This window comes from Hymenobacter sp. B81, assembly GCF_044628455.1.
Lineage (GTDB): Bacteria > Bacteroidota > Bacteroidia > Cytophagales > Hymenobacteraceae > Solirubrum.
The window spans coordinates 1,646,567-1,668,084 of the sequence record NZ_JBIYZW010000001.1; the positions used below are offsets into that span (position 1 = coordinate 1,646,567).

The 21,518-nt window shown below is 64.3% G+C and carries 17 protein-coding genes; 4 read left to right on the plus strand and 13 right to left on the minus strand.

From position 1 onward, the window contains the following. The first annotated feature begins 30 nt into the window (after positions 1-30). The 4 genes from ACE191_RS07295 (at position 31) to ACE191_RS07310 (ending at position 5,889) form a co-directional block, all read left to right on the plus strand. On the plus strand, positions 31-2,034 hold the full coding sequence (locus tag ACE191_RS07295; protein WP_400191531.1) for a glycosyltransferase: 2,004 nt from the start codon (positions 31-33) through the stop codon (positions 2,032-2,034). Positions 2,035-2,125: 91 nt separating this feature from the next. Further along, entirely contained in the window at positions 2,126-3,439 is a 1,314-nt protein-coding gene (locus tag ACE191_RS07300; RefSeq protein WP_400191532.1) for an NAD(P)H-dependent oxidoreductase, read from the plus strand. Between the two features lie 45 nt (positions 3,440-3,484). Beyond that, positions 3,485-4,603, plus strand: coding sequence for an NAD-dependent epimerase/dehydratase family protein (locus ACE191_RS07305; protein ID WP_400191533.1), 1,119 nt, complete (start codon positions 3,485-3,487; stop codon positions 4,601-4,603). Continuing rightward, on the plus strand, positions 4,600-5,889 hold the full coding sequence (locus ACE191_RS07310) for a UDP-glucose dehydrogenase family protein (protein ID WP_400191534.1): 1,290 nt from the start codon (positions 4,600-4,602) through the stop codon (positions 5,887-5,889). The genes ACE191_RS07305 and ACE191_RS07310 overlap by 4 nt, the downstream gene beginning before the upstream one ends. A gap of 129 nt (positions 5,890-6,018) precedes the next feature. On the opposite strand, the gene ACE191_RS07315 is transcribed toward ACE191_RS07310, so the two are convergent. The 13 genes from ACE191_RS07315 to ACE191_RS07375 all read right to left on the minus strand — a co-directional run bounded on the left by ACE191_RS07315 (position 6,019) and on the right by ACE191_RS07375 (position 21,433). Next, complete coding sequence (locus tag ACE191_RS07315; RefSeq protein ID WP_400191535.1) at positions 6,019-7,386, minus strand: glutamate-1-semialdehyde 2,1-aminomutase; 1,368 nt, start codon at positions 7,384-7,386, stop codon at positions 6,019-6,021. 50 nt (positions 7,387-7,436) lie between these two features. Continuing rightward, a complete protein-coding gene (locus ACE191_RS07320) occupies positions 7,437-8,726 on the minus strand; it encodes a DUF4910 domain-containing protein (protein ID WP_400191536.1) in 1,290 nt (429 codons plus the stop codon). A 46-nt stretch (positions 8,727-8,772) separates the two neighbouring features. Beyond that, complete coding sequence (locus tag ACE191_RS07325; RefSeq protein WP_400191537.1) at positions 8,773-10,038, minus strand: methyltransferase domain-containing protein; 1,266 nt, start codon at positions 10,036-10,038, stop codon at positions 8,773-8,775. Between the two features lie 37 nt (positions 10,039-10,075). Further along, positions 10,076-10,738: a PIG-L deacetylase family protein gene (locus ACE191_RS07330; protein ID WP_400191538.1), complete on the minus strand. Its 663-nt coding sequence runs from the start codon at positions 10,736-10,738 to the stop codon at positions 10,076-10,078. Beyond that, on the minus strand, positions 10,732-11,553 hold the full coding sequence (locus ACE191_RS07335) for a glucose-1-phosphate cytidylyltransferase (protein WP_400191539.1): 822 nt from the start codon (positions 11,551-11,553) through the stop codon (positions 10,732-10,734). The genes ACE191_RS07330 and ACE191_RS07335 overlap by 7 nt, the downstream gene beginning before the upstream one ends. Before the next feature lie 69 nt (positions 11,554-11,622). Then, positions 11,623-12,924, minus strand: coding sequence for a methyltransferase domain-containing protein (locus ACE191_RS07340; RefSeq protein ID WP_400191540.1), 1,302 nt, complete (start codon positions 12,922-12,924; stop codon positions 11,623-11,625). A 32-nt stretch (positions 12,925-12,956) separates the two neighbouring features. Next, a complete protein-coding gene (gene rfbC, locus ACE191_RS07345; RefSeq protein WP_400191541.1) occupies positions 12,957-13,502 on the minus strand; it encodes a dTDP-4-dehydrorhamnose 3,5-epimerase in 546 nt (181 codons plus the stop codon). A 35-nt stretch (positions 13,503-13,537) separates the two neighbouring features. Next, positions 13,538-14,644 (minus strand): NAD-dependent epimerase/dehydratase family protein, encoded by a 1,107-nt coding sequence (locus ACE191_RS07350; RefSeq protein ID WP_400191542.1) that lies wholly within the window; start codon positions 14,642-14,644, stop codon positions 13,538-13,540. A gap of 92 nt (positions 14,645-14,736) precedes the next feature. Further along, on the minus strand, positions 14,737-15,627 hold the full coding sequence (gene rfbF / locus ACE191_RS07355; RefSeq protein ID WP_400191543.1) for a glucose-1-phosphate cytidylyltransferase: 891 nt from the start codon (positions 15,625-15,627) through the stop codon (positions 14,737-14,739). Positions 15,628-15,981: 354 nt separating this feature from the next. Beyond that, entirely contained in the window at positions 15,982-16,743 is a 762-nt protein-coding gene (locus ACE191_RS07360; protein ID WP_400191544.1) for a WecB/TagA/CpsF family glycosyltransferase, read from the minus strand. Between the two features lie 223 nt (positions 16,744-16,966). Further along, positions 16,967-18,364 (minus strand): undecaprenyl-phosphate glucose phosphotransferase, encoded by a 1,398-nt coding sequence (locus ACE191_RS07365; protein ID WP_400191545.1) that lies wholly within the window; start codon positions 18,362-18,364, stop codon positions 16,967-16,969. A 264-nt stretch (positions 18,365-18,628) separates the two neighbouring features. Then, the gene (preA, locus tag ACE191_RS07370) at positions 18,629-20,023 is read right to left on the minus strand and encodes an NAD-dependent dihydropyrimidine dehydrogenase subunit PreA (RefSeq protein WP_400191546.1); all 1,395 of its coding nucleotides are present in this window, start codon (positions 20,021-20,023) and stop codon (positions 18,629-18,631) included. Positions 20,024-20,104: 81 nt separating this feature from the next. Further along, the gene (locus ACE191_RS07375) at positions 20,105-21,433 is read right to left on the minus strand and encodes an FAD-dependent oxidoreductase (RefSeq protein WP_400191547.1); all 1,329 of its coding nucleotides are present in this window, start codon (positions 21,431-21,433) and stop codon (positions 20,105-20,107) included. Positions 21,434-21,518 lie beyond the last annotated feature (85 nt).

Sequence of the window (21,518 nt, forward strand, 5' to 3'; positions counted from 1 at the left end):
TTACCCTTCACCGTCCCCGACTTCCACCTCATGCCCGCGCCCCTTCCTTCCGTACTGCTCTCCATCGTCACCTGGAACAGTGCCGACAGCATCGAAGCCTGCCTGCGCTCGGTGCTGGCCCAAAGCCACGCCGATTTCACCGTGTGGGTGGTTGACAACGCCTCGACCGACGACACCTGCGCCCTCGTGGCGGCCCTGGCTGCCACCGACGCGCGCCTGCACCTGCACGCCTTGCCCGAAAATACCGGCTTCTGCGGCGGCCACAACTACACCCTCGACCGCACCCACTCCGACGCGGTGCTGCTGGTGAACCCCGACATCGTGCTGCCGCCCGACTACCTGGCCGGGGTGCTGGCGGTGTTGCAGCGCGATGAGCGCATCGGCACGGTGGTAGGCGTACTGGTGCAGTCGCTCGACGAGCCCGACCCCGTTATCGACTCGGCGGGCATGAATGCCCTGCCCGACGGCCGCTTTCAGCTGCGCTACCACGGCCGCCGGCTGAGCGAGGTACCGCTGAGAGCCGACCTGGAAGACGTAGCCGGGGCCGACGGGGCCCTGCCGCTGTACCGCCGGCGTTTTATCGACGACTTGCGCGTGGAAGGGCAGTTTTTCGACGAGCGGTTTTTCGCCCACAAGGAGGATTGGGACATTTCCTGGCGCAGCCAACTCTACGGCTGGCGCACGGTGCTGGCTCCCCACTGCCGCGCCCTGCACCCGCGCCATTTCCGCCCGGCCGACCTGCGCCTGCGCCGCCGCCTGAGCAGCACCATGAAAGCCGACGCGGTGAAAAACCAGCTGCTGCTGCTGCTGAAAAACCCTGCGCCCCACCAGCTGCTGCTGACCTGGCTGCGCGCGCTGCCCCGGCAGGCGGCCATTCTGCTTTTTGCGCTGCTGGTCGAAAGAAAATCCCTGCGCGCCTACGCTTACCTGCGCCGGCACTGGCGCGAGGTCTGGGCCACGCGCCAGCAGGTGCAGGCCCGCGCCGCGGAAGGCTGGCACCCGCCCGTAGCCGCTACTGACGCGAAAATTCATCAGCCCCTGCTCAGCATTTGCGTACCCTGTTACCACCGTCCCGAACTGCTGGCCCGCGCCCTGCGCTCCATTGGCCCGCTGCCCGCCGACGTGGAAATCGTGGTGTCCGACAACTCGGTGCGGGACAACCACTGCGAGCAGATGACGCGCTACGTGTTGGCTCACCAGCCCGTAAGCCAGTGGCGCTACTTCCGCAATGCCCCGGGCAGCAACGCCACCGACAACTGGCAGCTCTGCCTGCGCCGCGCCCGCGGCCGGTACGTGCTGATGCTGCACGACGACGACTTTTTGCTACCCAACGGCCTGACCACCATCATGCAAACCCTGCGCAGCCAGCCCGACCGCTACGCCGCGCTGCTGTTTGGGGTGGTGGTGGTCGATGAAAACCGCCGACCGCTGCGCACGCAGCGGGTGCGGCGCCAGCACTTTCTGGCCCCGGCCGCAGCCGTTGAGCAGGTGCTCACCAACTCCTCGCTGGTGCGCATGCCCGCCATGGTGGCCAGCCGCGACGCCTGCCGCAGCCTCGGCCTCGACCCCAGCCAGCAGGACACTGACGACACCGACCTGTGGGCCCGCCTGTTTGCCGCCCACGGCGTGCTGCGCGTGCCCGCCTGCGTGGGGGCCTATACGGTGCACGAGGCCGCTATGACCACGGGCATGTTCGACGCCCCCACCGTGCAGCGGCTGCTGCGCATCTTCCAGAAAATGGAAGCTACTGGGGTACTGACTGCGCCGCGCCTGCAGCGTGCCCGCACCCACTTCTTTCACCAGTTTATTCTGGCCGGCGCCTACCGCGCCCTGCGCCGCCACGACCGCCCCGCCGCCCGCCGGATTCTGGCCCTATTCACGCTGCCCCAGGTACGCGAGCTGCCCACGCCGGCCCGCTGGCTGCCGGCCCGCCTGGCCCTCACGGCCCTTTCCCGGTTGGGGTGGCACCTGCCCGCCGGCCGCCTCAGCAACCTGCTGCGGGAAAAATCAACCGATTTGCTGCTTAATCATTAGAAACGCTACCTTCTTCATTATATAAGGCATTTTATTCTTAATATCACCCAATAGCTATAACCTCGTCTGAACCCGCCAACCATTTTGCCTTATGATCATCGTCGACAAGTTTCTGCAAGCCCGTGAGCAGGCCGGCAACCCCATTCGGGTGGGCCTGTGGGGCGCGGGCGAAATGGCCCAGGGTATGGTAAACCAGGTGATGCGCTACACGCCCGGCATGGTGGTAGCCGCCATTGCCAACCGCACCCTGCACAAAGCCCACGAAGCCTACGCCTATACCGGCCATACCGCCCAGGAATGCCATGACCGGGAAAGTCTGCAAGCCTGCATTGCGGCGGGTCAGCCCGCCGTGACCACCGAGGGTGAGCTGCTGTGCGAAGTTGAGGGGCTTGACTTGCTGGTGGAGTGCACCGGCACCATTCACTATGCGGCGGGCCTGATCATGCACGCCATTGCGCACCGCCGCAACGTGCTGCTGTTCAATCCCGAAGTCGACGCCACTATCGGGCCCATCCTGAAAGTGTACGCCGACCAAGCCGGGGTGCTGCTCAGCGGCTGCTCGGGCGACCAGCCGGGCTGCATCATGGACCTGTACCGCTTCGTGAAGGGCATGGGCCTCACGCCCCTGCTCTGCGGCAACATCAAAGGCCTGCAGGACCGCTACCGCAACCCCACCACCCAGGCCTCGTTTGCCGCCCGCTGGCACCTGACGCCGGAAATGGTGACCAGCTTTGCCGACGGCACCAAGATTTCCATCGAACAGGCCTGCGTAGCCAACGCCACGGGCATGGGCGTGGCCCAGCGCGGCATGCTGGGCTACACCTACGACGGGCACATCGACGACATGGTGTCGCTCTACGACGTGGCGGAGCTCAAACGCCTGGGCGGCATCGTCGACTACGTGGTGGGCCCCAAGCCCAGCCCCGGCGTGTTCGTGTACGCCACCACCGACGACGCCAAGTCGCGGCACTACCTGGAGTACGGCAAGCTCGGGCCGGGGCCGCTCTACAGCTTCTACGCGCCCTATCACCTCATCTACGCCGAAATTCCCAATTCCATTGCCCGCCTGGTGCTGTTTCAGGACGTGACGATGGCCCCGCTGGCCGGACCGGTGGTCGAGGTCATTACCCTGGCCAAACGCCCGCTGGCCGCCGGCCAGGTACTCGACGGCCTGGGCGGCTACGACACCTACGGGCAGTGCGAAAACGCCGCCACGGCCCGGCAGGAAAACCTGCTGCCGGTGGGCCTGGCCGAGGGCGCCGTGCTGCGCCGCGCCGTGGCCCAGGACGAGGTATTGACCTTCGACGACGTGGCGCTGCCCCCCGACAACCTGGTGCAGCGCCTGTACCGCGAGCAGACCCGCCGGTTTTTCCCGCAGTTGCAAACCCGGCCCGTGCTGGCCTGAGGCTGGCCTCCCTACCCGAGCTCCACTTTCCACCACCACACAACCATGATTGAGGCACCGCTACCGCAGACCGGCAACCGCGTGCTGCAGGCCGACCTGCAGGCCATCTACCAGCAGCTGAGCGCGGTCGAACGCGACAAGCTGCGCGACTCTACCATCCTGCTCACAGGCTGCGGTGGGTTCCTGGGCTACTACTTCATGCACTTCTTCGCCCACTTTGCTGCCGAGCTGCAAATCCGGCGCATCATCGGGCTGGAGAATTTTTTGACCGGCACCAAGGACTGGCTCGACGAGTTGGTAGCCAGCAACCCTGAGGTAATCAGGCTGCACGAATTCAACGTCATCACCGACTCGGTGGCCGACGTACCCGGCGCCGCCGAGGCCGACCTGGTCATTCACATGGCTTCCATTGCCTCGCCTAGCTTCTACCGCCGCTACCCGCTCGAAACCGTCGACGCCAACATCACCGGACTGCGTCGCCTGCTCAATTTCTACGCCGAGAAGCCCCTGCGCGGGTTTCTGTTCTTTTCCAGCAGCGAAATCTACGGCGACCCGTTTCCCGAGTTCATTCCCACCCGCGAAGACTACCGCGGCAACGTGGCCTCCATTGGTCCGCGGGCCTGCTACGACGAGGCCAAGCGCTTCGGCGAAACGCTGTGCTACCTGTTTGCCGAAAAGCACGGCCTGCCCATCGGCATCGCACGCCCCTTCAACAACTATGGCCCGGGCATGAACCTCAACGACCAGCGCCTGCCGGCCGACTTTGCCAAGGCCGTGGTCGAAAACCGCGACCTGGAAATCCTTTCCGACGGCACGCCCACGCGCACGTTCTGCTACATTTCCGACGCCATCACCGGCTACCTGAAGGTGCTCTTGCACGGCCGCTTCGACGTGTTCAACATTGGCATGGACCGGCCCGAGCTGTCGGTGCGCGAGTTTGCCGCCATTTTCACCCGCCAGGGCCGGCGCATCTTCAACTACCAGGGCCAGCTCACCTTCCGGGTTTCGCCCGATCAGCAGTACCTGACCGACAATCCCAACCGCCGCTGCCCCAACATCGACAAGGCCCGCGCGCTGCTGGATTACCAGCCCCGCGTGGCCGTGGAGGACGGGGTGGGGCGCTACCTGGAATTTCTGCACACCACCAACGGCAAGCTCTTATGATAACGGTACTTGGACTCGGCTTTGTGGGCCTGACAACAGCCCTGGGATTTAGCAAAAAGGGATTTAAGGTCTACGGTATCGACGTGAACCCGGAGCGGCTGGCCAAAATCGGCGGCGGCGAGGTGCCCTTCCACGAGCCTCACCTCGATGAGGTCCTGCGCGAGGAGCTGGGCCGTAACTTCATCGTGGACGCGCCCCTGGCCGAAGCCGTGCGCGACAGTAAAGCCGTGTTTCTGTGCGTGGGCACCCCCGGCAACCCCGACGGCAGCGCCGACCTCACCTACCTGCTCAGCGCCGTCGAGCAGGTGTTCGAAGCCAGCGACGACGCGTTCCGGGTGCTGGTGGTCAAGTCCACGGTACCGCCTTCCACCGTAGCCCGGCGGGTGAAGCCCTTCGTGGACGAGCTAAGCCGGCGCTTCCCGCGGCAGATCAGCTTGGCCTCCAATCCCGAGTTTCTGCGCGAGGGCCACGCCTGGGCCGATTTCATGCAGCCTGACCGCATTGTGCTGGGAGTAGAAGATGACTCGACCCGGGAGCTGCTGGACCAGCTGTACCTGCCTTTTTCGGCGCCGATCTATTACGTCAACTACAGCTCGGCCGAGTTCATCAAGTACCTCTCGAACACCTTGCTGTCGACGCTGGTGAGCTTTTCCAACGAAATGGCCATGGTAGCCGAGCACATCGGCGACATCGACGTGGCCCGGGCGTTTAAGATCCTGCACCAGGACCGGCGCTGGTTTGGCATGCCGGCGGCCATGGCCAGCTACGTATACCCAGGCTGCGGCTACGGCGGCTACTGCCTGCCCAAAGATACCGCCGCCCTCAGCGCCATTGCTCAGACCCACGGCTTCACCCCGCACATGCTCCAGGGCAACCTGCACGTGAACGAGGAAATCAAGGACTTCCTGGCCGCCCGCATTGCGGCGGCGGTTCCGCGGGAGCACCGCATCGGTATTCTGGGCCTGGCCTTCAAGGGCGGTTCCGACGACGTGCGCCTGAGCTCCAGCAAGTTCATTATCGAAAAGTTACTCACCCTGGGCTACCGCAACATTGTGGCCTACGACCCCCTGGCCAACGAGGTGTTTGCCCGCGAGTACCGCTTGCCCATTGATTACGCTGATTCCCTGGAGGAACTGGTAGCCCAGGCCGACGACCTGGTGCTGCTCACCGGCTGGCCGGAGTTCAAGCAAAACCGGGATTTGCTCACCAGCAAGCCCCTGTTCGACTTCCGCTACGTATTTGCTGACCTGGCTAACCCGCCGCTGGCTACCGTCGAAGCGGTATAAGCTTGCCAGGTCAGACGTACTTGCCTGGCCTGCATGTACCCCTCCAAGAGGTTCACGCGAAAACGCCCCACGCCCAGTTTCTGCGGAAACCGTGGCGTGGGGCGTCGGGCTTTGCCCAGTGCCGTAGGGCTAGTTGCGGGTGCGGTAAACGGGCTTGACCGGGTGCCCCTGTAAGTGCTGCTCGATGCCCTCGTCGAGGGCGCGGCGGTACACCTGCAGGGCTTCCTGCACGCGGGCTGCGGTTTGCTCCAGGTCGGCCGGCTGGTGGGAGTAGCTCACGATCAGCGAAGGAGCCAGCAAGCCGCGACGCAGGGTTTCCTGTAGAAATAGCGTACGAAATGCCTGCGAAGGCTGCCCGGCCGCGTCGCGGGTGCCGTACATCAGGCACTGCGGCGGGCCGCTCAGCAGGAAGTGATTCTGCAGACCCAGCTCGGCAATGGCGGGCAGCAGCAGCTCACGCAGGTAGCGCCCGGCCTGTTGCAGGTGCTCAATCACCGGCTCGCGGCGGTAGGTAGCCAGCACGGCGCGCATGGCCGCCAGCGCGTGGCTTTCGGCGCCGTAGGTAGTGGAGAGCAGGAATACGCGCTCCTGGCCGTGGTGCAGTCCCCCCAAACGCATCAGCTCGCGCTTGCCGGTGAGGGCCGCAATGCTGAAGCCGTTGCCCAGGGCCTTGCCCCAGGTGCTCAGGTCGGGACTGACGCCGTGCACCTGCTGCGCCCCGCCGCTGGCCCAGCGCAGGCCGCTGATAATCTCGTCGAAGATGAGTATGGTGCCGTGCGCGGTGCACAGCTCGCGCAGCTCCCGCAGGAAGCCGGGCAGCGGAGCCACGTCCTTTTCGGCTTCCAGGATCAGGCAGGCCAGCTGCCCGGGATGCTCGGCAAACAGCCGCCGCACGCTTTCCAGGTCGTTGTAGCGAAACGACACCGTGAGCCGGCGCACGGCCTCGGGTATGCCCGCCCGCACGGCCGTGGTGCCAATGAACCAGTCGTCGGTGGAGAAAAACGGGTGGTCGGCGCACACGGCCACCAGGTCTCGGCCGGTAGCGGCGCGGGCCAGCTTCACGGCGGCAGTGGTTACGTCGGAGCCGTTTTTGGCGAACTTCACCATGTCGCCCGCCTGGGTTGTTTGCAGGAAGTCCTCGGCCGCCCGCAGCTCCAGCACCGTCGGCCGCCCCACGTTGGTGAGCCCCCGCAGCATTTCCCGCTGGGCGGCCTGCACCACGGGCCGGTAGGCGTGGCCCAGCGTGACGGCCCGCAGCCCCATACCGTACTCGATATACGCGTTGCCGTCGGCGTCCCATACCCGGCAGCCGCGGGCGCGCACCATTACCGGCGGCATGTGCTCGGGGAACTGGTCGTCGCCCTTGGCATAGGTGTGGCTGCCGCCGGGGATGAGCGCGTGCAGCCGCGGCTGCAAGGCCCGGGAAGCGGTGAAGGAAGGCTGGGGCGCGGGCGCGGCAGACTGCACAGGGGCAGCCAGCAGTTCAGAGGGCATCATGGCAGAGGAAGGCAGTGGTGGAAGGAAAACGGGGTGACAGCCACGGCCGCTCAGGCAGTGAAATCGGACTTTTCAGCGGCCGCCAGCAGGTCCACGGCGGCCAGCTGGCGGGCGGCCCGGCGCAGCAGGGCAAACGGCAGGCCCGAGTGCTCAGCCACGTCGAGCAGGGAGTGCTGCCCGTCCGACTGATTCAGCACCCACAGCAGCGCCATCTGCCACTGGTAGCCGTCGAGGCCGCCGCCGACGTGTTTGTAGAGGCCGCGCCGGCCCAGCTGCGGCTCGCCGTAGGGGCTCAGGTTCTGGTATCGATGGTTGTGCTCGAGTACCCGGCACACATTGCGCAGCAGCCCCAGCGCCGCCGTAAGCTGTCCGGGCTGCACCAGGTCGCAGTTGTCGGCGGAGGTGTGGTACTCGGGGAATTCGCCGAAAGGCGTGCGGGTGAGGCAGCCCACGGGCAGGTTAAAGCCGGGGGAGCAGAATTGCCGCTCGTCGTAGCCGTAGGGGCTGAAATTCCGCAGCTCGTGGGCGGCGCCGGCGTCGCGCAGGGCCAGCGCCACGGCGCGGTCGACCTCGGCCGAGCCCTGCCGGGAGCTTTTGTAGGTGAAAGCTCCCGCCCCCCCCAGCAACGACAACACCAGTCCGTGGCGAATCTGCGGCAGCACCGCGTGGCGGTGTTCGTGCAGCCAGGCAATGGCGCCCACCGTAGCCGGCACAAACAGCAGACGGTAGGTAAAGCGCCGGGGCTGGCGGGCCAGCCAATGGGCCAGGGCCACCGCCACTACCACGCCCGAGAGGTTATCGTTGGCCAGCGAAGGATGACAAATGTGGCAGGAAAGCAGCACTTCCTCCGCGGTTTGGCCCGGCAGCACCCACTGTCCGTAGGTCAACGAGCCGTTGGGGTCCAGCGACGAGTCGATGCACACCTCGTAGGCCGCATCGCGCAGCTGCTCGCGCTGGCTATGCGCCAGGCAGAATCCCCAGGCTGGACTGTAGTAGCTGGTGCGGTAAGGAATCAGTTCGGGCTGCTCGGGCAGGGAGTGCAGATGCGCTTCCAGCTCGGCTCTTGACACCCAACCCTGCACGGGCGTGCTGTAGCCCACCACGTGCAGGTTGTGCCGGCGAAAATCAATGATCCGCCGGCCCGCGGCATCGCGCACGTAGGCCTCGTGAATGTTCCACTCGGGCGGCACCGTCCAGTCGAGCACGCGGCTGCCGCTGGGCACTTCGTGGATGGTCAGGCCCGGGGGCAGGTGCTCGGTCAGGATGCGCAGGGTCTGGCGCACGCCTTCGCCCGTAATGCTGCGGCAGATGGGATACAGCTCCCGCAGCAGCGCGTGCATGCTGCGTCGCGCCCGAATCGGCTTCCCGTCCCGTTCCAGCAAAGCCTCAGATGCGGACGTAAGCGGCGGGCTCGGCGACATGGCTGAAGATTTCGAGCTGCGGAATAGCTACCACAAACTGCCCGCCCCACTCGTTGATGTAAGCCAGGCGCTCGGCCACCTCATCGCGCAGGTTCCAGGGCAGAATCACCACGTAGTCGGGCTGCTCCTCACGGATCTGTTCGGGGTGCACCACCGGAATGTGGCTGCCCGGCAGAAACTTGCCTTGCTTGTGGGGCGAGGCGTCGGCCACGAAGGCCAGCAGGTCGGTACCCTGAATGCCGCAGTAGTTGAGCAGGGTATTGCCCTTGGCAGCGGCCCCGTAGCCCGCCACGCGCCGGCCCAGGCGCTTTTGCTCGAGCAGAAACTCCAGAAATTCCTGGCGCACGGTGTTGACACGGGGCTGAAAATCCTGGTAGTAGGCCAGCTCGCCCATGCCCTCCTGCCGTTCCCGGGCCAGCAGCTCCACCACCGCCTGGCTTACCGGCTTGCCGGGGTCGGCGGCGTGGCGGGCGTAGATGCGCAGCGAGCCGCCGTGGGTGGGCAGTTCCTCCACGTCGAATATGGCCAGCCCCTGGGCGGAGAAGATGCGGTTGACTACCGTCAGCGACAGATAGGAGAAATGCTCGTGGTAGATGGTGTCGAACTGGCACTGGCGTACCAGGTTCAGCAGGTGCGGAAACTCCATCGTCACCACGCCGCCGGGCTTGAGTACCAGCTGCATCCCGCTCACGAAGTCGTTGATGTCGGGCACGTGGGCCAGCACGTTGTTGCCGATGAGCAGGTCGGCCTGCTGCCCCCGGGCCACCAGCTCGCGCGCCAGGTGGCTGGTAAAGAAGTCTACCAGCGTATCCACGCCCCGGTCGGCAGCCATGCGGGCGGTGTTGGCGGTGGGGTCGATGCCCAGCACCGGCACGCCGCGCTGTTGAAAGTACTGCAGCAGGTAGCCGTCGTTGCTGGCCGCCTCAATCACCAGCGAGTCAGCGCCGTAGCCGAACCGGTCCATCATCATGTCGACGTAGCGGCGGGCGTGCTGCAGCCAGCTCGAAGAGTACGAGGAGAAATAGGTGTACTGGTCGCCAAAGATTTCCACGGCCTTTTTCACCTCCCCGACCTGCACCAGGAAGCAGTTGTCGCACACGTAGATTTTGAGCGGATAGCTGACTTCGGGCTCTTCCAGCTGCAGGGCGGTCAGCATGGAGTTGGAAGCCGGGCAATGCCCCAAATCGGCGAATACGTGGTGCAGGGGCGAGTCGCAGTGACGGCAGTTCATAGCAAGGAAAGAAGAGAGAGTGGAGTACAGGGGCGAACTAAAGGACCAGTTTGCGCGTGTAGAAGGCCTCGGCGTAGCGGCCGGCACAGGCCGCCTGCATGCCGCGCAGGCGGGGCAGCGCCCGGAAGGTTTCGGCGTCAAACCAGTGCTTGCCGCGCTGGCTGGGGAAGTGTTTCAGCAGCAGCTCCACCTTTTGGTCGAGCACCGCGGCGGGCAGCTCCACGAAAAAGGCGGGGTTGCCCAGGTCACCGTCGTACTTGGGTATTTCGTACTCCAGCACGAGGTGGCTGCGGAAGGTGTTCCAGGTCAGGTCGGAAAGCAAACGGTGGTCCTGGTGCAGGTCATGGCGGTAGTGGGTGAAAACCAGGTCGGGGGCAAAGTCCTTGAGCTGCTCAAACTCGGCCTTGACCTCGGCAGTGGCCTGGGGTAGCCGGCCGTCGGTAAAGGCCAGCACCCGCACCGACTGCCCCAGTGCCGGCGGCGCGGCGGCCAGGAAGGCCTGGGCGCTGGCTTCGGCTTCGCGGGCCCGCTCGGGGGTGCTGCTGAACACCACCCAGCCGACGGCGGCTACCGGCTGCTCGGCCAGCAACCGCAGTAGGGTTCCGCCCGCCCCGATTTCAATATCATCGGCGTGGGCACCGAGGCACAGTATCCGCAGGCCGGCACTGCCGGCCTGCGGAATCAGACCCAGCTTCAGCATGCGGCCAGGTGCCGGAATTGCGGGGCCGGGGCCAGCAGCGGCTGGCGCCAGACTTCCCAGGGCGCTGGCCCGTGGGTGTAGAGCTCGTCGAGGGTTTGCTTGTCCTTAAACGTGTCCATAGCGGCCCAGAATCCCCGGTGGCGGTGGGCCAGCAGCTGATCCTGGGCAATGAGCCGCTGAAACGGCTGCTCCACCAGCTCCTCGCCGGCGCCGATGTAGTCGAAGATTTCCTGCCGCAGCGCGAAGTAGCCGGCATTAATCCACAGGCCCGACTTGGCAATGGGGCTGATGTAGTCCACCCGGGAGTTTTCGTCGAGGCTGACTACGTGGAAGCTGTGGGTGGGCTGATAGGCCATGAAGCTGGCCACGGCGTTGGAGGCGGCCAGCTCGGCCACCATCTCGTTGGGATTCACGTCCGAGAGGCCGTCGGCATAGTTGGCCAGGAACATTTCCTCGCCCTGCAGGTAGGGCTGCACGGCCAGCAGGCGTTGCCCGATGTTGGCGTGCAGGCCCGTATCCACGAAGGTGATTTTCCAGTCGTCGATGTCGGTGCGCAGGGGCTGCACGTGGCGCCCGCCCTGGGCAAAGACGAAGTCATTGGAGTGGCACTCGTTGTAGTTCATGAAATACTCCTTCACCAGATCGGCTTTGTAGCCCAGGCAAAGAATGAACTCGGTGTGGCCGTGGTGCGCGTAGTAGCGCATAATGTGCCAGAGAATGGGCCGGTAGCCAATGGTTACCATCGGCTTGGGAGTTGACTCGGAGTGCTCCCGGAGCCGGAGGCCAAGCCCGCCGCAGAACAGAACAACTTTCATGGTAGGTGGATGTGGTGGTGGAAAGTGCGCCGGCTCCCCGTTGAGCCGGCTAAGCCGCGTGGCGGCGGCTTAGGCGTAAACCTGGGCGGTTGGGATGGGCGTTACGAACTGGCCGCCCCATGCGCGGATACCAGCCATCTGCTGCATGATTTCCGGGCGCAGGTTCCAGGGCAGAATCAGCACGTAGTCGGGCCTGGTTTGGGCAATGCGGTCGGGGTGGTGAATGGGAATGCGCGTGCCCGGCAAAAACAACCCGTGCTTGTGCGGATTCCGGTCCACCGTGTAGTCGAGGAAATCGGTGCCGATGCCGCAGTAGTTGAGCAGGGTGTTGCCCTTGCCCGGGGCGCCGTAGCCCACCACCGTCTTGCCGGCCTGCTTGGCCCCTATCAAGAAAGTCAGCAGGCTGCGCTTGGTTTGCTTTACCTCCTCGGCAAAGCTGCGGTAGAAGTCCAGCTCATTGACACCCGCACGCAACTCCCGCTCGCGCAGCTCCCCTACCCGCTCGCCCACTGGCTGTCCGGGGTCGGCGGCGTGGCGGGCGTAGATGCGCAACGAGCCGCCGTGGGTGGGCAGCTCCTCCACGTCGAACAAGGTGAGGCCGTGGCGGGCGAAGATCTGCTCCACGGTGTAGAACGACAAGTAGGAAAAGTGCTCGTGGTAGATGGTATCGAACTGCCGGCCCGCCATCAGGCGCAGCAGGTGCGGAAACTCCAGGGTAATGACGCCGTCGGTCTTCAGCAGGATTTTCAGCCCCGCCACGAAGTCGTTGATGTCGGGTACGTGGGCCAGCACGTTGTTTCCCAGCAGCAGGTCGGCCGGGCCGTAGGTGCTCAGAATCTTGCGGGCCGTGGCCTGGCCGAAAAACTTGCTGAGCGTATTGATGCCCTTGGCGCGGGCCGCATCGGCCACGTTACCGGCCGGCTCGACGCCCAGTACCGGCACGCCGCGCTCCACGAAGTACTGCAGCAGGTAGCCGTCGTTGCTGGCCACTTCCACCACAAACTGCTCGGGCCCCAGCCCGAACCGGTCGATCATCTGCTCGGTGTAGCGGCGGGCGTGGTCCAACCAGGAAGTCGAGTACGACGAGAAGTAAGGGTATTCGTCGCGAAAGATGTCCTGGGGCCGCACAAACTCGCCCACCTGCACCAGAAAGCACGCGTGGCAGACGCGGGCGTGCAGCGGGTACACCGGCTCGGCGCGGTTGAAGTGCTCGGGGCGCACGAAGTCCTCGCACAGCGGCGAAGTACCCAGGTCGACGAACGTGGTTTGCAGCTCGGTTTGGCAGAAACGGCAGTGCTCGGCGGGAGCCGCCGGGGGCGAGGCGGCCGCCGCTGGCCGCCGGGATTTTTTGACAGAAGTAGCGGTGTTCATAGGGCAGTTGGGGGAAGGTGGAGCAAGGGGAGCTAATGCTGGTGAACCAGCAGGCGGAAGTCCGGATGGCGCCGGTCTTTATCCGAAATCAGGGTGGGCTCGACGGGCCACTCGATGCCGATGGCCGGGTCGTTCCAGCGCAGACCGCGCTCGTACCCGGGCGCGTACTTGGCCGAAACCTGGTAGCACACGTCGGAGTGGTCCTGCAGCGTCACGAAGCCGTGGGCAAAGCGGGCAGGCACGAACAGCATGCGAAACGAATCGGCCGTGAGCTCGACTCCCAGCCATTGCCCGTAGGTAGCCGACTCCTCGCGCAAATCCACGATGACGTCGTAAATGGCGCCGCGGGTGCAGCGTACTAGCTTGGTTTCCTCGTGGGGCGCCAGTTGGTAGTGCATACCGCGCAGCGTACCGCGGTGCGGGTTCGAGGAGACGTTGGCCTGCAGCGGGGGGGCCAGAATGCCGTGGGCGGCAAATTCGTCTTCGCACCAAGAGCGGGCAAAGAATCCCCGCTCATCGGACATGCGGTCCACGTCGATGATAAACGCGCCGGGCAGCTCGGTTTCGGTGAAAATCATGGCAAAGCGGTGGTTTGGCAGTGGAACGGGAAGGCTCAGAATAGTAGGGCGGGCTGCTCAATTGGTTGGGGGGGCGCCACCAGCGCTGGGGGCGCCCAGGCCAACTCCGGCGTCAGGGCCTGGCTTTCGCGTAGGGCCGTCAGCACGCGCAGGCGCATGAGTTGGGAAGCGCGGAAGTTGCCGTCGCAGAAGTTCATGGCCAGCAGGTTGTCGCGCAGTTCGGCGATAGTGTCGGCCAAGCGGCGCTGGGGCTGGTGATGGGGAGCCAGTGCGCGGTATAGGCCAAAATCGACGCGGTACGAGCGTTTATCGGGCGCCGCATCCGGGTTTAGGCTAACGGTGGTGCCCGGAACGGCTTCGGCTACGGCGTGGGCCAGCTCGTGCACCTGGTAGTTCCACTCGGTGCTTCCCACATTCACGGCCAGGAAAGCGCCGCCGTGGCTGGCCGGGCGCTGCACGGCCCAGACGATGGCCCGGGCCATGTCCTCCACGTGAATCAGGGGGCGCCAGGGCGTGCCGTCGCTGAGGATGTTGATTTGGCCCGTAGCCACGGCACTGGCCACGAAGTCGTTGAGCACCAGATCCAGCCGCAGCCGTGGGCTCCAGCCGCAGGCCGTGGCAAAACGCAGGCACGACACGCAGAAATCGTCGGCGGCCAGGGGCTGCAGGTCCTGCTCCGTCAACATTTTCGAGCGGGCGTAGGCCGTGAGCGGGTTGAACTCGGCATCTTCGGTGCGGGGGGCGTCGCTGGCCGAGCCGTAGATGCTGCAGCTGCTGGCAAACACAAAATGCTTCACCCCGGCCGCCTTGGCCTGGCGGGCCAGCCGGATGCCGGCCCGGTAGTTTACCTCCAGCGTTACCTGCTCGAACAGGAAGCTCATCGGGTCGTTGGAAATGGCGGCCAGGTTCACCACCACATCGACGCCCGCGAACAGATCAGCGGGCAGTTCGCGCAGGTCGCCGAAAAGCTGGCGGTTCAGGTGGGTTTCGGGCAGCGCGCCAGCCCCGGTGAGGCAGTGGGCGAAGTAGCCTAGGTCGTAACCGATAAGTTCAGCCTGGGGAAAGGCCTGGCGAAGCTGGCGCACTACGCCGGGCCCAACGTAGCCCATGTTGCCGGTGATGAGGATGCGCAGGGGTTTCATGCGAACAAGGAAATGAGGTAGGAGCCAAAGACTTGCTTGGGCCGAAGGGGAACGAGGGAGGAAAATCAGACCCGGGTACGGCGGGTCCGTTACTAATCCAGGGGTAGGATGGTGGGCGTGGCTACGCGCTGCCCGTGGGGAGCCTGCACGGGCGAGGCCAGAATCTCGGCCAGCACCGGGTCGTCGTGCAGGGGCTCGGGGTCGTCGCTCCACAATTTCCAGCGGGCCTTACCTTGCTGCCACATTTCCTCTAGCAGGTTCCGGTCGCGCAGGGTATCCATGGGTTGCCAGAAACCGGAATGGCGGTAGGCGGCCAGCTGCCCGTTCTGGGCCAGTCGTTCCAGGGGGGCTTTTTCCCAGATGGTTTCATCCCCTTCCAGGTAATCGAATACACCGGGCTCCAGCACGAAGAACCCCCCGTTGATCCAGGGCGTTTCCCCCCCTTCGGGCTTCTCGGTAAACGAGCGGATGGCCGTTTCGTCGTCGCCCAGGCTGAAAACCCCGAAGCGGCCCGGCTGGCGCACGGCCGTGAGCGTGGCCAGCGCCCCCTGCTGCCGGTGGAAGCGGATGGCCTCGCGAATATTCACGTCGCCCACCCCGTCACCGTAGGTCATGCAGAACGTGTCGTTGCCCACGTATTCGCGCACGCGCCGCAGCCGCCCGCCCGTCATGGTTTCCTGGCCGGTATCCACCAGCGTCACCTGCCAGGGCTCGGCGTGGTGCCGGTGCACCTGCATTTCGTTGCGGTCCATCCGGAACGTCACGTCGGCGTTATGCAGGAAATAGTCGGCAAAGTACTGCTTGATCAGGTGGCCCTTGTAGCCGCAGCATACCACGAATTCCCGTACGCCGTGGTGGGCATACAGCTTCATAATGTGCCAAAGAATCGGCCGGCCGCCCACTTCCACCATGGGCTTGGGCCGCACCCCGCTTTCTTCGCTGATGCGGGTGCCGTAGCCGCCCGCCAGAATAACTGCTTTCATAGCTCCGGTGCAAGATTGAGAGGTGAGAAAGGCCTAAAAGTGGAGGTGTGCAGAGTTGGATGATTGTCAGAATTTCTTCCTGGCTGCGTATGGCGAAAGATATATTTAATTATAAATTTTCAACAATAACTTTGAATATTATTTTCCTCACAGTATAAATACAATTGGAATTATCCAAAATAACCAGCAACGGTGTTGGACGTTGGAAGTCGGGGCGACTGGCTTGCTCTCTGCAGCCGATTTCCATCGCGCGGCTCGCGGGCTCGTGCGTAACCACAGCCCCACAAGAGGTTAGCCCGCGGGTTGTCAGCACGCTACCCGAGTTGCTGGAGCAGCTTTTCGGGTTTACCGCTCTTAAACCGCAGATTTTCCGGGCACCCGCTTCAGGTGACGCAGCATCAGCCACACAAAGCGGGAGTTGGTCAGCAGATAGCGGCGCCATAGGCGCCGGGGCTCGAGCCAGAGCCGGTAGGCCCATTCCAGCCACAGCCGGCGGGCCCACAGGGGCAGGCGCGGCTCCAGGCCGGCGTAGGTGAGAAATGCCTGCCCCACCCCCAGCATGCAAGCCCGGATGCGTCCCTGGTGAGCCGCCATCCACTGCTCCTGCCGGGGGCAGCCCAGGGCCACGAACAGCAGATCGGGGTCGGCCGCGTTGATTTGCTCGACCACGGCGGCGTCTTCAGCCAGCGTGAGTTCCCGAAAAGGGGGAGCGTAGGTGCCGGCCAGGCGCAGCTGCGGCAGTTCGTGGCGGATGCGCGCTTCGATGGCCGCCAGCACCTGCGGCGTAGTACCGTAGAAATACACCGACTGCCCGCGCGCGGCGGCGGCGGCCAGCAGCTGCGGCAGGGCATCCATGCCGGCCACGCGCGGCTGCCGGGGGCCGCCAAACCACCGCACGGCCGCCGCCACGGGGCTGCCATCGGGCGCCACTACGGTGGCAGCGTCGACGATGCGGGCAAACTCGGGGGAGCGGTGCGCTTCCACCAGCATGTGCACGTTGGCAAAACACACGTACGCCGAACTGCGCGCTGCTCCCAGCTGCAGTACGGCGTCGATGAAATCGGTTGGCGCGCCGGTGGAAACCCGGGTGGAAAGCACTTGCTGACGGGGAAGCACGGCAGGTAGCGTTGAACAAAAACCAGAGGGGCGGCTGGGGAACGGAGCCTCCGACGCAGGCGCAGCCCGCTGCTCCACCAAACGGCGCGCTGCCGTTGCGCTACGAACCGGCTGTTGCAAGGTGCGCCAACACTACCTGCAACCTGATGCCGGCCGTTTTTCCGAAGGCTCCGGTCCCCAAACCACCCCATTTCGGGCATTGCGGCCTAGGGCCGCGAACAATCTAGTAGGCGTTTTTCTCGCCCCGAACCATGTTCCACACCGTTTGGCCGATGATTTTCATGTCCAGGCTGAACGACCAGTTTTCCATGTATTTCAGGTCGTACTCCACCCGCTTCTCCATGGTGCCGGCCTCGCGGGTTTCGCCCCGGTAGCCGTTGACCTGGGCGTAGCCGGTGATGCCCGGCGGCACGGCATGGCGCAGTTGGTACTCAGTGATGTGCTTGGAGTACTCTTCGAGCTGCGAAATCATGTTGGGCCGCGGCCCGACCACCGACATGTGGCCCAGCAACACGTTGAAGAACTGCGGCAACTCGTCGAGGTTGTACTTGCGCAGGTAGGCTCCTACCCGGGTAATGCGGGCGTCGCCCTTGGTGGCCTGCAGCTCCGTTTTGCCGTGGTCGGTGCGCATGGTGCGCAGCTTGTAGCAGGGAAAGAGCTGGTTGCGCTTGCCGGGTCGCATCTGCTTGAAAAAAACCGGTCCCGGCGAATCGAGCTTGATGAGCAAAGCCAGCACCGGCATCAGAAAGGGAAAAACCGTGCAGATGACCGTGAGCGAGAAGGCCACGTCGAACACGCGCTTGAGGACCTGGTTGGTGCGGATGCCCAGGGGCTCGTGCCGGATGGTGAGAATGGGCAGGTGGTCGTAGAAGTACACGTTCACGTCCTTGCGCACGGTGCCGCGGAAATCGGGCACGATCCGGAAAGACAGAAAGTGCTGGTCGGCAAAGCGCGACAAATCCTCAATCAGCTCGCGCTGGTCGAGCGGCAGGGCAAAATACACCTGGTCGACCTGGGTATGCGTGCAGAATGCTTTCAGGTCGGCCACGCTGCCCCGTACCAGGGCCCGCAGGCCGCCGGGCACCGGCTCGTCGGCAAAGAAGCCCACGAATTCGTTGCCCACCGGGTCGTGCGAGGCCAGGAAGCGGTAGAGGCTCTGGCCGCTTTCGCCGGCTCCCACAATCACGTAGCGGCTGGGCGCCTGGGCCCAGTGCCGCAGGTAGAAACGGTAGCTGAAAGCCAGCAGAAACCGCCCGCTCACCACGGCCATCAGCGAGAAGCTGTACACGGCGAACAGAAAGCGCGCCGACACCCAGTACTGCTGCAACAGCACCGCGCCCAGGCCCAGCAGCACGGCGTGCAGCAGGAAGGTGCGAATGATGTAAAGCAGCTTCTCGGGGTACGTGATGAGCCGGTCGACGCGGTAAATGTTGGCGTAGTGGCCCGATAGAATCCACCAAAGCAGGGCGAAGATGGCGTACAGGGCGGTGTTCAGCCCGCTGAACTGCCAGCTGCCGCTGATCAGGTAACTGCTTAGGTGAAATGCTCCCAGAATCAGGAGAACATCAATGGCCGGAAGAACTAAGCGGGAAGCATCGGAGTAGTGGCGGTAGCGTTCCATAGCAGCAGGGCAGGTTGGGCTCGGAAAAGGTGCGATGCTGAGGCTGGTGCGACATATGAACCAAGTGATACAAAGAAAGCAATTAATTTACTTTAAACAACATTTATTATAACAAATTCTATAGAACAAATTAATAATCCCGCTAGCCGTTGGTGAATGCTGAGCCAAGCTCTGTCAACAAAGCACTGATTCCTAATTCAATACCAACAAAAAGCCCCGTGCCGACGGGGCACGGGGCTTCTGCGAAGCTGCCTTAAGCGGTGGCTATTCGGTAGGCGCCAACGCCGGCTCGGTGGGGCTGCCCAGGGCGCGGGCCTTGCCGGGCAGCGTCTTGTGCCGTTCCTTGCCCAGCGCGGCCGCCGGCTCGGGCACCCAGTGGTGCAGACCGCCGGCGCGGTCGTCATTGAAGGTTACTGGAATGTCGTTGGCGGCAGTGCGCTCCTTCCAGGTGCGGTGCTGGGTGCCGTCGTCGCGGCGCTCCATGGTAATGCACTGCTCCACCGGGCACACCAGGGAGCAAAGGTTGCAGCCCACGCAGTTGTCCTCGATGATGGCGGGCGTGCGGGTACCCTCCTGCAGCCGGATGGCCTGGTGGGCGCCGTCTTCACACGCCGTGTAGCACAGCTGGCAGCCAATGCACTTGTCCTTGTTGATGTGGGCCTTCACCTGGTACTTCAGGTTCAGGTCTTCCCAGTGCTTCACGTTCGGCAGAGCCTTGCCCACGAAGTCGTAGATGGTGTGGAAGCCCTTTTCGGTCATGTACTGCTCCAGACCGGCCGTCATTTCCCGGATGATGCCGAAGCCGAAGTGCATGGCCGCCGTGCACACCTGCACGCTTGAAGCGCCGAGCAGGATGTGCTCCACCGCGTCGCGCCAGTTTTCGATGCCACCGATTCCGGAGATGGGCAGGCGCACGTCCGGGTCCTGGGCGCAGTTCTTTACCATGTTCAGGGCAATGGGCTTCACCGCGGGGCCGCAGTAGCCGCCGTTGGTACCCTTGCCGTCCACGATGGGGTAGGGCGCGAACTGGTCGAGGTCCACGCCCACGATGCTCTGGATGGTGTTGATGAGCGAAATGGCATCGGCGCCGCCGGCGCGGGCGGCGCGGGCCGGCTCGGTGATGTCCGAAATGTTGGGCGTGAGCTTGACGATGACCGGAATGCGGGCCACTTCCATCACCCACTCCACAATAGTGCGCAGCACCTCCGGCTCCTGGCCCACGGCCGAGCCCATGCCCCGCTCGCACATGCCGTGCGGGCAGCCGAAGTTCAGCTCGATGCCGTCGGAACCGGCGTTCTGCACGTCGCGCACGATGTCGTGCCACTCCTGCCGGCTCTGGACCATCAGCGAGGCAATGACTGCATTATTCGGGAAGCGCTTTTTCACTTCCTCGATTTCGCGCAGGTTGTCGGCCAGCGGGCGGTCCGAAATCAGCTCGATGTTGTTGAAGCCGATAAGGCGCTTGTCGCGGTAGTTCACCCCGCCGTAGCGGCTGGATACGTTCACCACGGGCACGCCCAGCGTCTTCCACACGGCCCCGCCCCAGCCCGCGTCGAAGGCTTTCATCACCTGGTAACCGGAGTTGGTGGGCGGCGCCGAGGCCAGCCAGAACGGGTTCGGCGACTTGATGCCGGCAAAGTTGATGGAAAGGTCAGGCATGGGTTGGTTTTTCGTTATTGGTTTTTGGCTCAGGGGGAATGAAGGCGGCTTTAAACGACTCGGGTCTAAAGCCAAAAACCATCAACCACCCACCAAAATCCCGTGAATGCCCCGCGCTGTCTGCTTGGCTTCGGCGGCGGCGTTGACCACCTCGGCCCCACCGTTCAGGGCGTCGCCGGAGGCGAAATACTTGGGGTTGGAAGTCTGCCCGGTGCGCGCATCGGCCACGATGCGGCCCTTACCGTCGAGCTGCAAACCCGGAATCAGGTGCAGAAAGCCGGTTTGCTTAGCCTGCCCGGTAGCTTTGATGACCATGTCGCAGGGTTCCACGAACTCCGAGCCGGGCACGGCCTGCACCTGCCCATCCACGGTAGCGGTCCGAATAAACCGTACGCCCTCCACCCGGCCGTTGCCCACGATTTCCACCGGCGCTACGTTGAACAAGCCCTTCACGCCCACGCTCTTGGCCAGGTCGTACTCAAACGCGTAGGCGCCCATTTCGTCCTTGCCGCGGCGGTAGGCCAGAATCACATCCTCCGCCCCGAGGCGCGAAGATTCGGAGGCCGCGTCCATGGCCGTGTTGCCGCCGCCGAGCACGATGACCTTGCGGCCCACGTGTACGTGCTGGTGCTCGGTGCGCAGCTGCTCGATGAACTCCACCGCGCCCACGCAGTTCTGCCGATCCTCGCCGGGCAGCAGCAGGGCGTTGGTCGCCCCGAGGCCGATGCCAAGGAAGATAGCGTCGTATTCGTCTTCCAGCCGCTGCAAGTCCTCGCGGCTGCCGATGCGCTGGTTGTAGTGCACCCGGTAGCCGAACTGCTGCTCTAGGTAGTCCATTTCGGCCAGCGTTTCCGCGTTGGTGATTTTATAGGGCGCAACGCCGTACAAAGTCAGCCCCGACGGCTGGCTTCGCGCCTCAAACACGTCGACCTCGTAACCCAACGCCCGCAATTCACAGGCCGCCGAAATACCCGCCGGCCCGGCACCAATCACGGCCACCTTGCGCCCGTTGGCCGGCCCCGGCCCGAACAGTTTGTGGCCGCTGTCGATAACCTTGCGCGTGGCGTGGCTTTGCAGCCGTCCGATTTCGATGGGTTTCTGCTCGTTGAGGTTGTACACGCAGGCGCCTTCGCAGAGCACTTCCGTGGGACACACCTTACCGCAGGCGTTGCCGAAGTAATTGGCCTCATAGATGGTGCGGGCCGCGCCGGTGGTATTGCCGGTGTTGATCTGCCGGATAAACTGCGGAATGTCGATGCCCGAGGGGCAGGCCTTGATGCAGGGCGCGTCGAAGCAGAACAGGCACCGGGAGCTTTCGTACAGCGCCTCGGTGTTGCTCATCAGGGGCTTGATCTGGGCGAAATTCGCCGCAAACTCCTGCTCGGTCGTGGGGGTCGGGTACTCAGCCATGGGGGTGGCGTTGGTTGCAGAAGAAGGAAAAAGGCCGTTGTAGACGAGCCATTGCTCGTGCGCGGCGGTCAATGAGCGGGAATGA

Coding starts and splice junctions, on each gene's coding strand:
- ACE191_RS07295 (WP_400191531.1), top strand. CDS start 31: ATGCCCGCGCCCCTTCCTTCCGTACTGCTCTCCATCGTCACCTGGAAC.
- ACE191_RS07300 (WP_400191532.1), top strand. CDS start 2,126: ATGATCATCGTCGACAAGTTTCTGCAAGCCCGTGAGCAGGCCGGCAAC.
- ACE191_RS07305 (WP_400191533.1), top strand. CDS start 3,485: ATGATTGAGGCACCGCTACCGCAGACCGGCAACCGCGTGCTGCAGGCC.
- ACE191_RS07310 (WP_400191534.1), top strand. CDS start 4,600: ATGATAACGGTACTTGGACTCGGCTTTGTGGGCCTGACAACAGCCCTG.
- ACE191_RS07315 (WP_400191535.1), bottom strand. CDS start 7,386: ATGATGCCCTCTGAACTGCTGGCTGCCCCTGTGCAGTCTGCCGCGCCC.
- ACE191_RS07320 (WP_400191536.1), bottom strand. CDS start 8,726: ATGCACGCGCTGCTGCGGGAGCTGTATCCCATCTGCCGCAGCATTACG.
- ACE191_RS07325 (WP_400191537.1), bottom strand. CDS start 10,038: ATGAACTGCCGTCACTGCGACTCGCCCCTGCACCACGTATTCGCCGAT.
- ACE191_RS07330 (WP_400191538.1), bottom strand. CDS start 10,738: ATGCTGAAGCTGGGTCTGATTCCGCAGGCCGGCAGTGCCGGCCTGCGG.
- ACE191_RS07335 (WP_400191539.1), bottom strand. CDS start 11,553: ATGAAAGTTGTTCTGTTCTGCGGCGGGCTTGGCCTCCGGCTCCGGGAG.
- ACE191_RS07340 (WP_400191540.1), bottom strand. CDS start 12,924: ATGAACACCGCTACTTCTGTCAAAAAATCCCGGCGGCCAGCGGCGGCC.
- rfbC (WP_400191541.1), bottom strand. CDS start 13,502: ATGATTTTCACCGAAACCGAGCTGCCCGGCGCGTTTATCATCGACGTG.
- ACE191_RS07350 (WP_400191542.1), bottom strand. CDS start 14,644: ATGAAACCCCTGCGCATCCTCATCACCGGCAACATGGGCTACGTTGGG.
- rfbF (WP_400191543.1), bottom strand. CDS start 15,627: ATGAAAGCAGTTATTCTGGCGGGCGGCTACGGCACCCGCATCAGCGAA.
- ACE191_RS07365 (WP_400191545.1), bottom strand. CDS start 18,364: ATGGAACGCTACCGCCACTACTCCGATGCTTCCCGCTTAGTTCTTCCG.
- preA (WP_400191546.1), bottom strand. CDS start 20,023: ATGCCTGACCTTTCCATCAACTTTGCCGGCATCAAGTCGCCGAACCCG.
- ACE191_RS07375 (WP_400191547.1), bottom strand. CDS start 21,433: ATGGCTGAGTACCCGACCCCCACGACCGAGCAGGAGTTTGCGGCGAAT.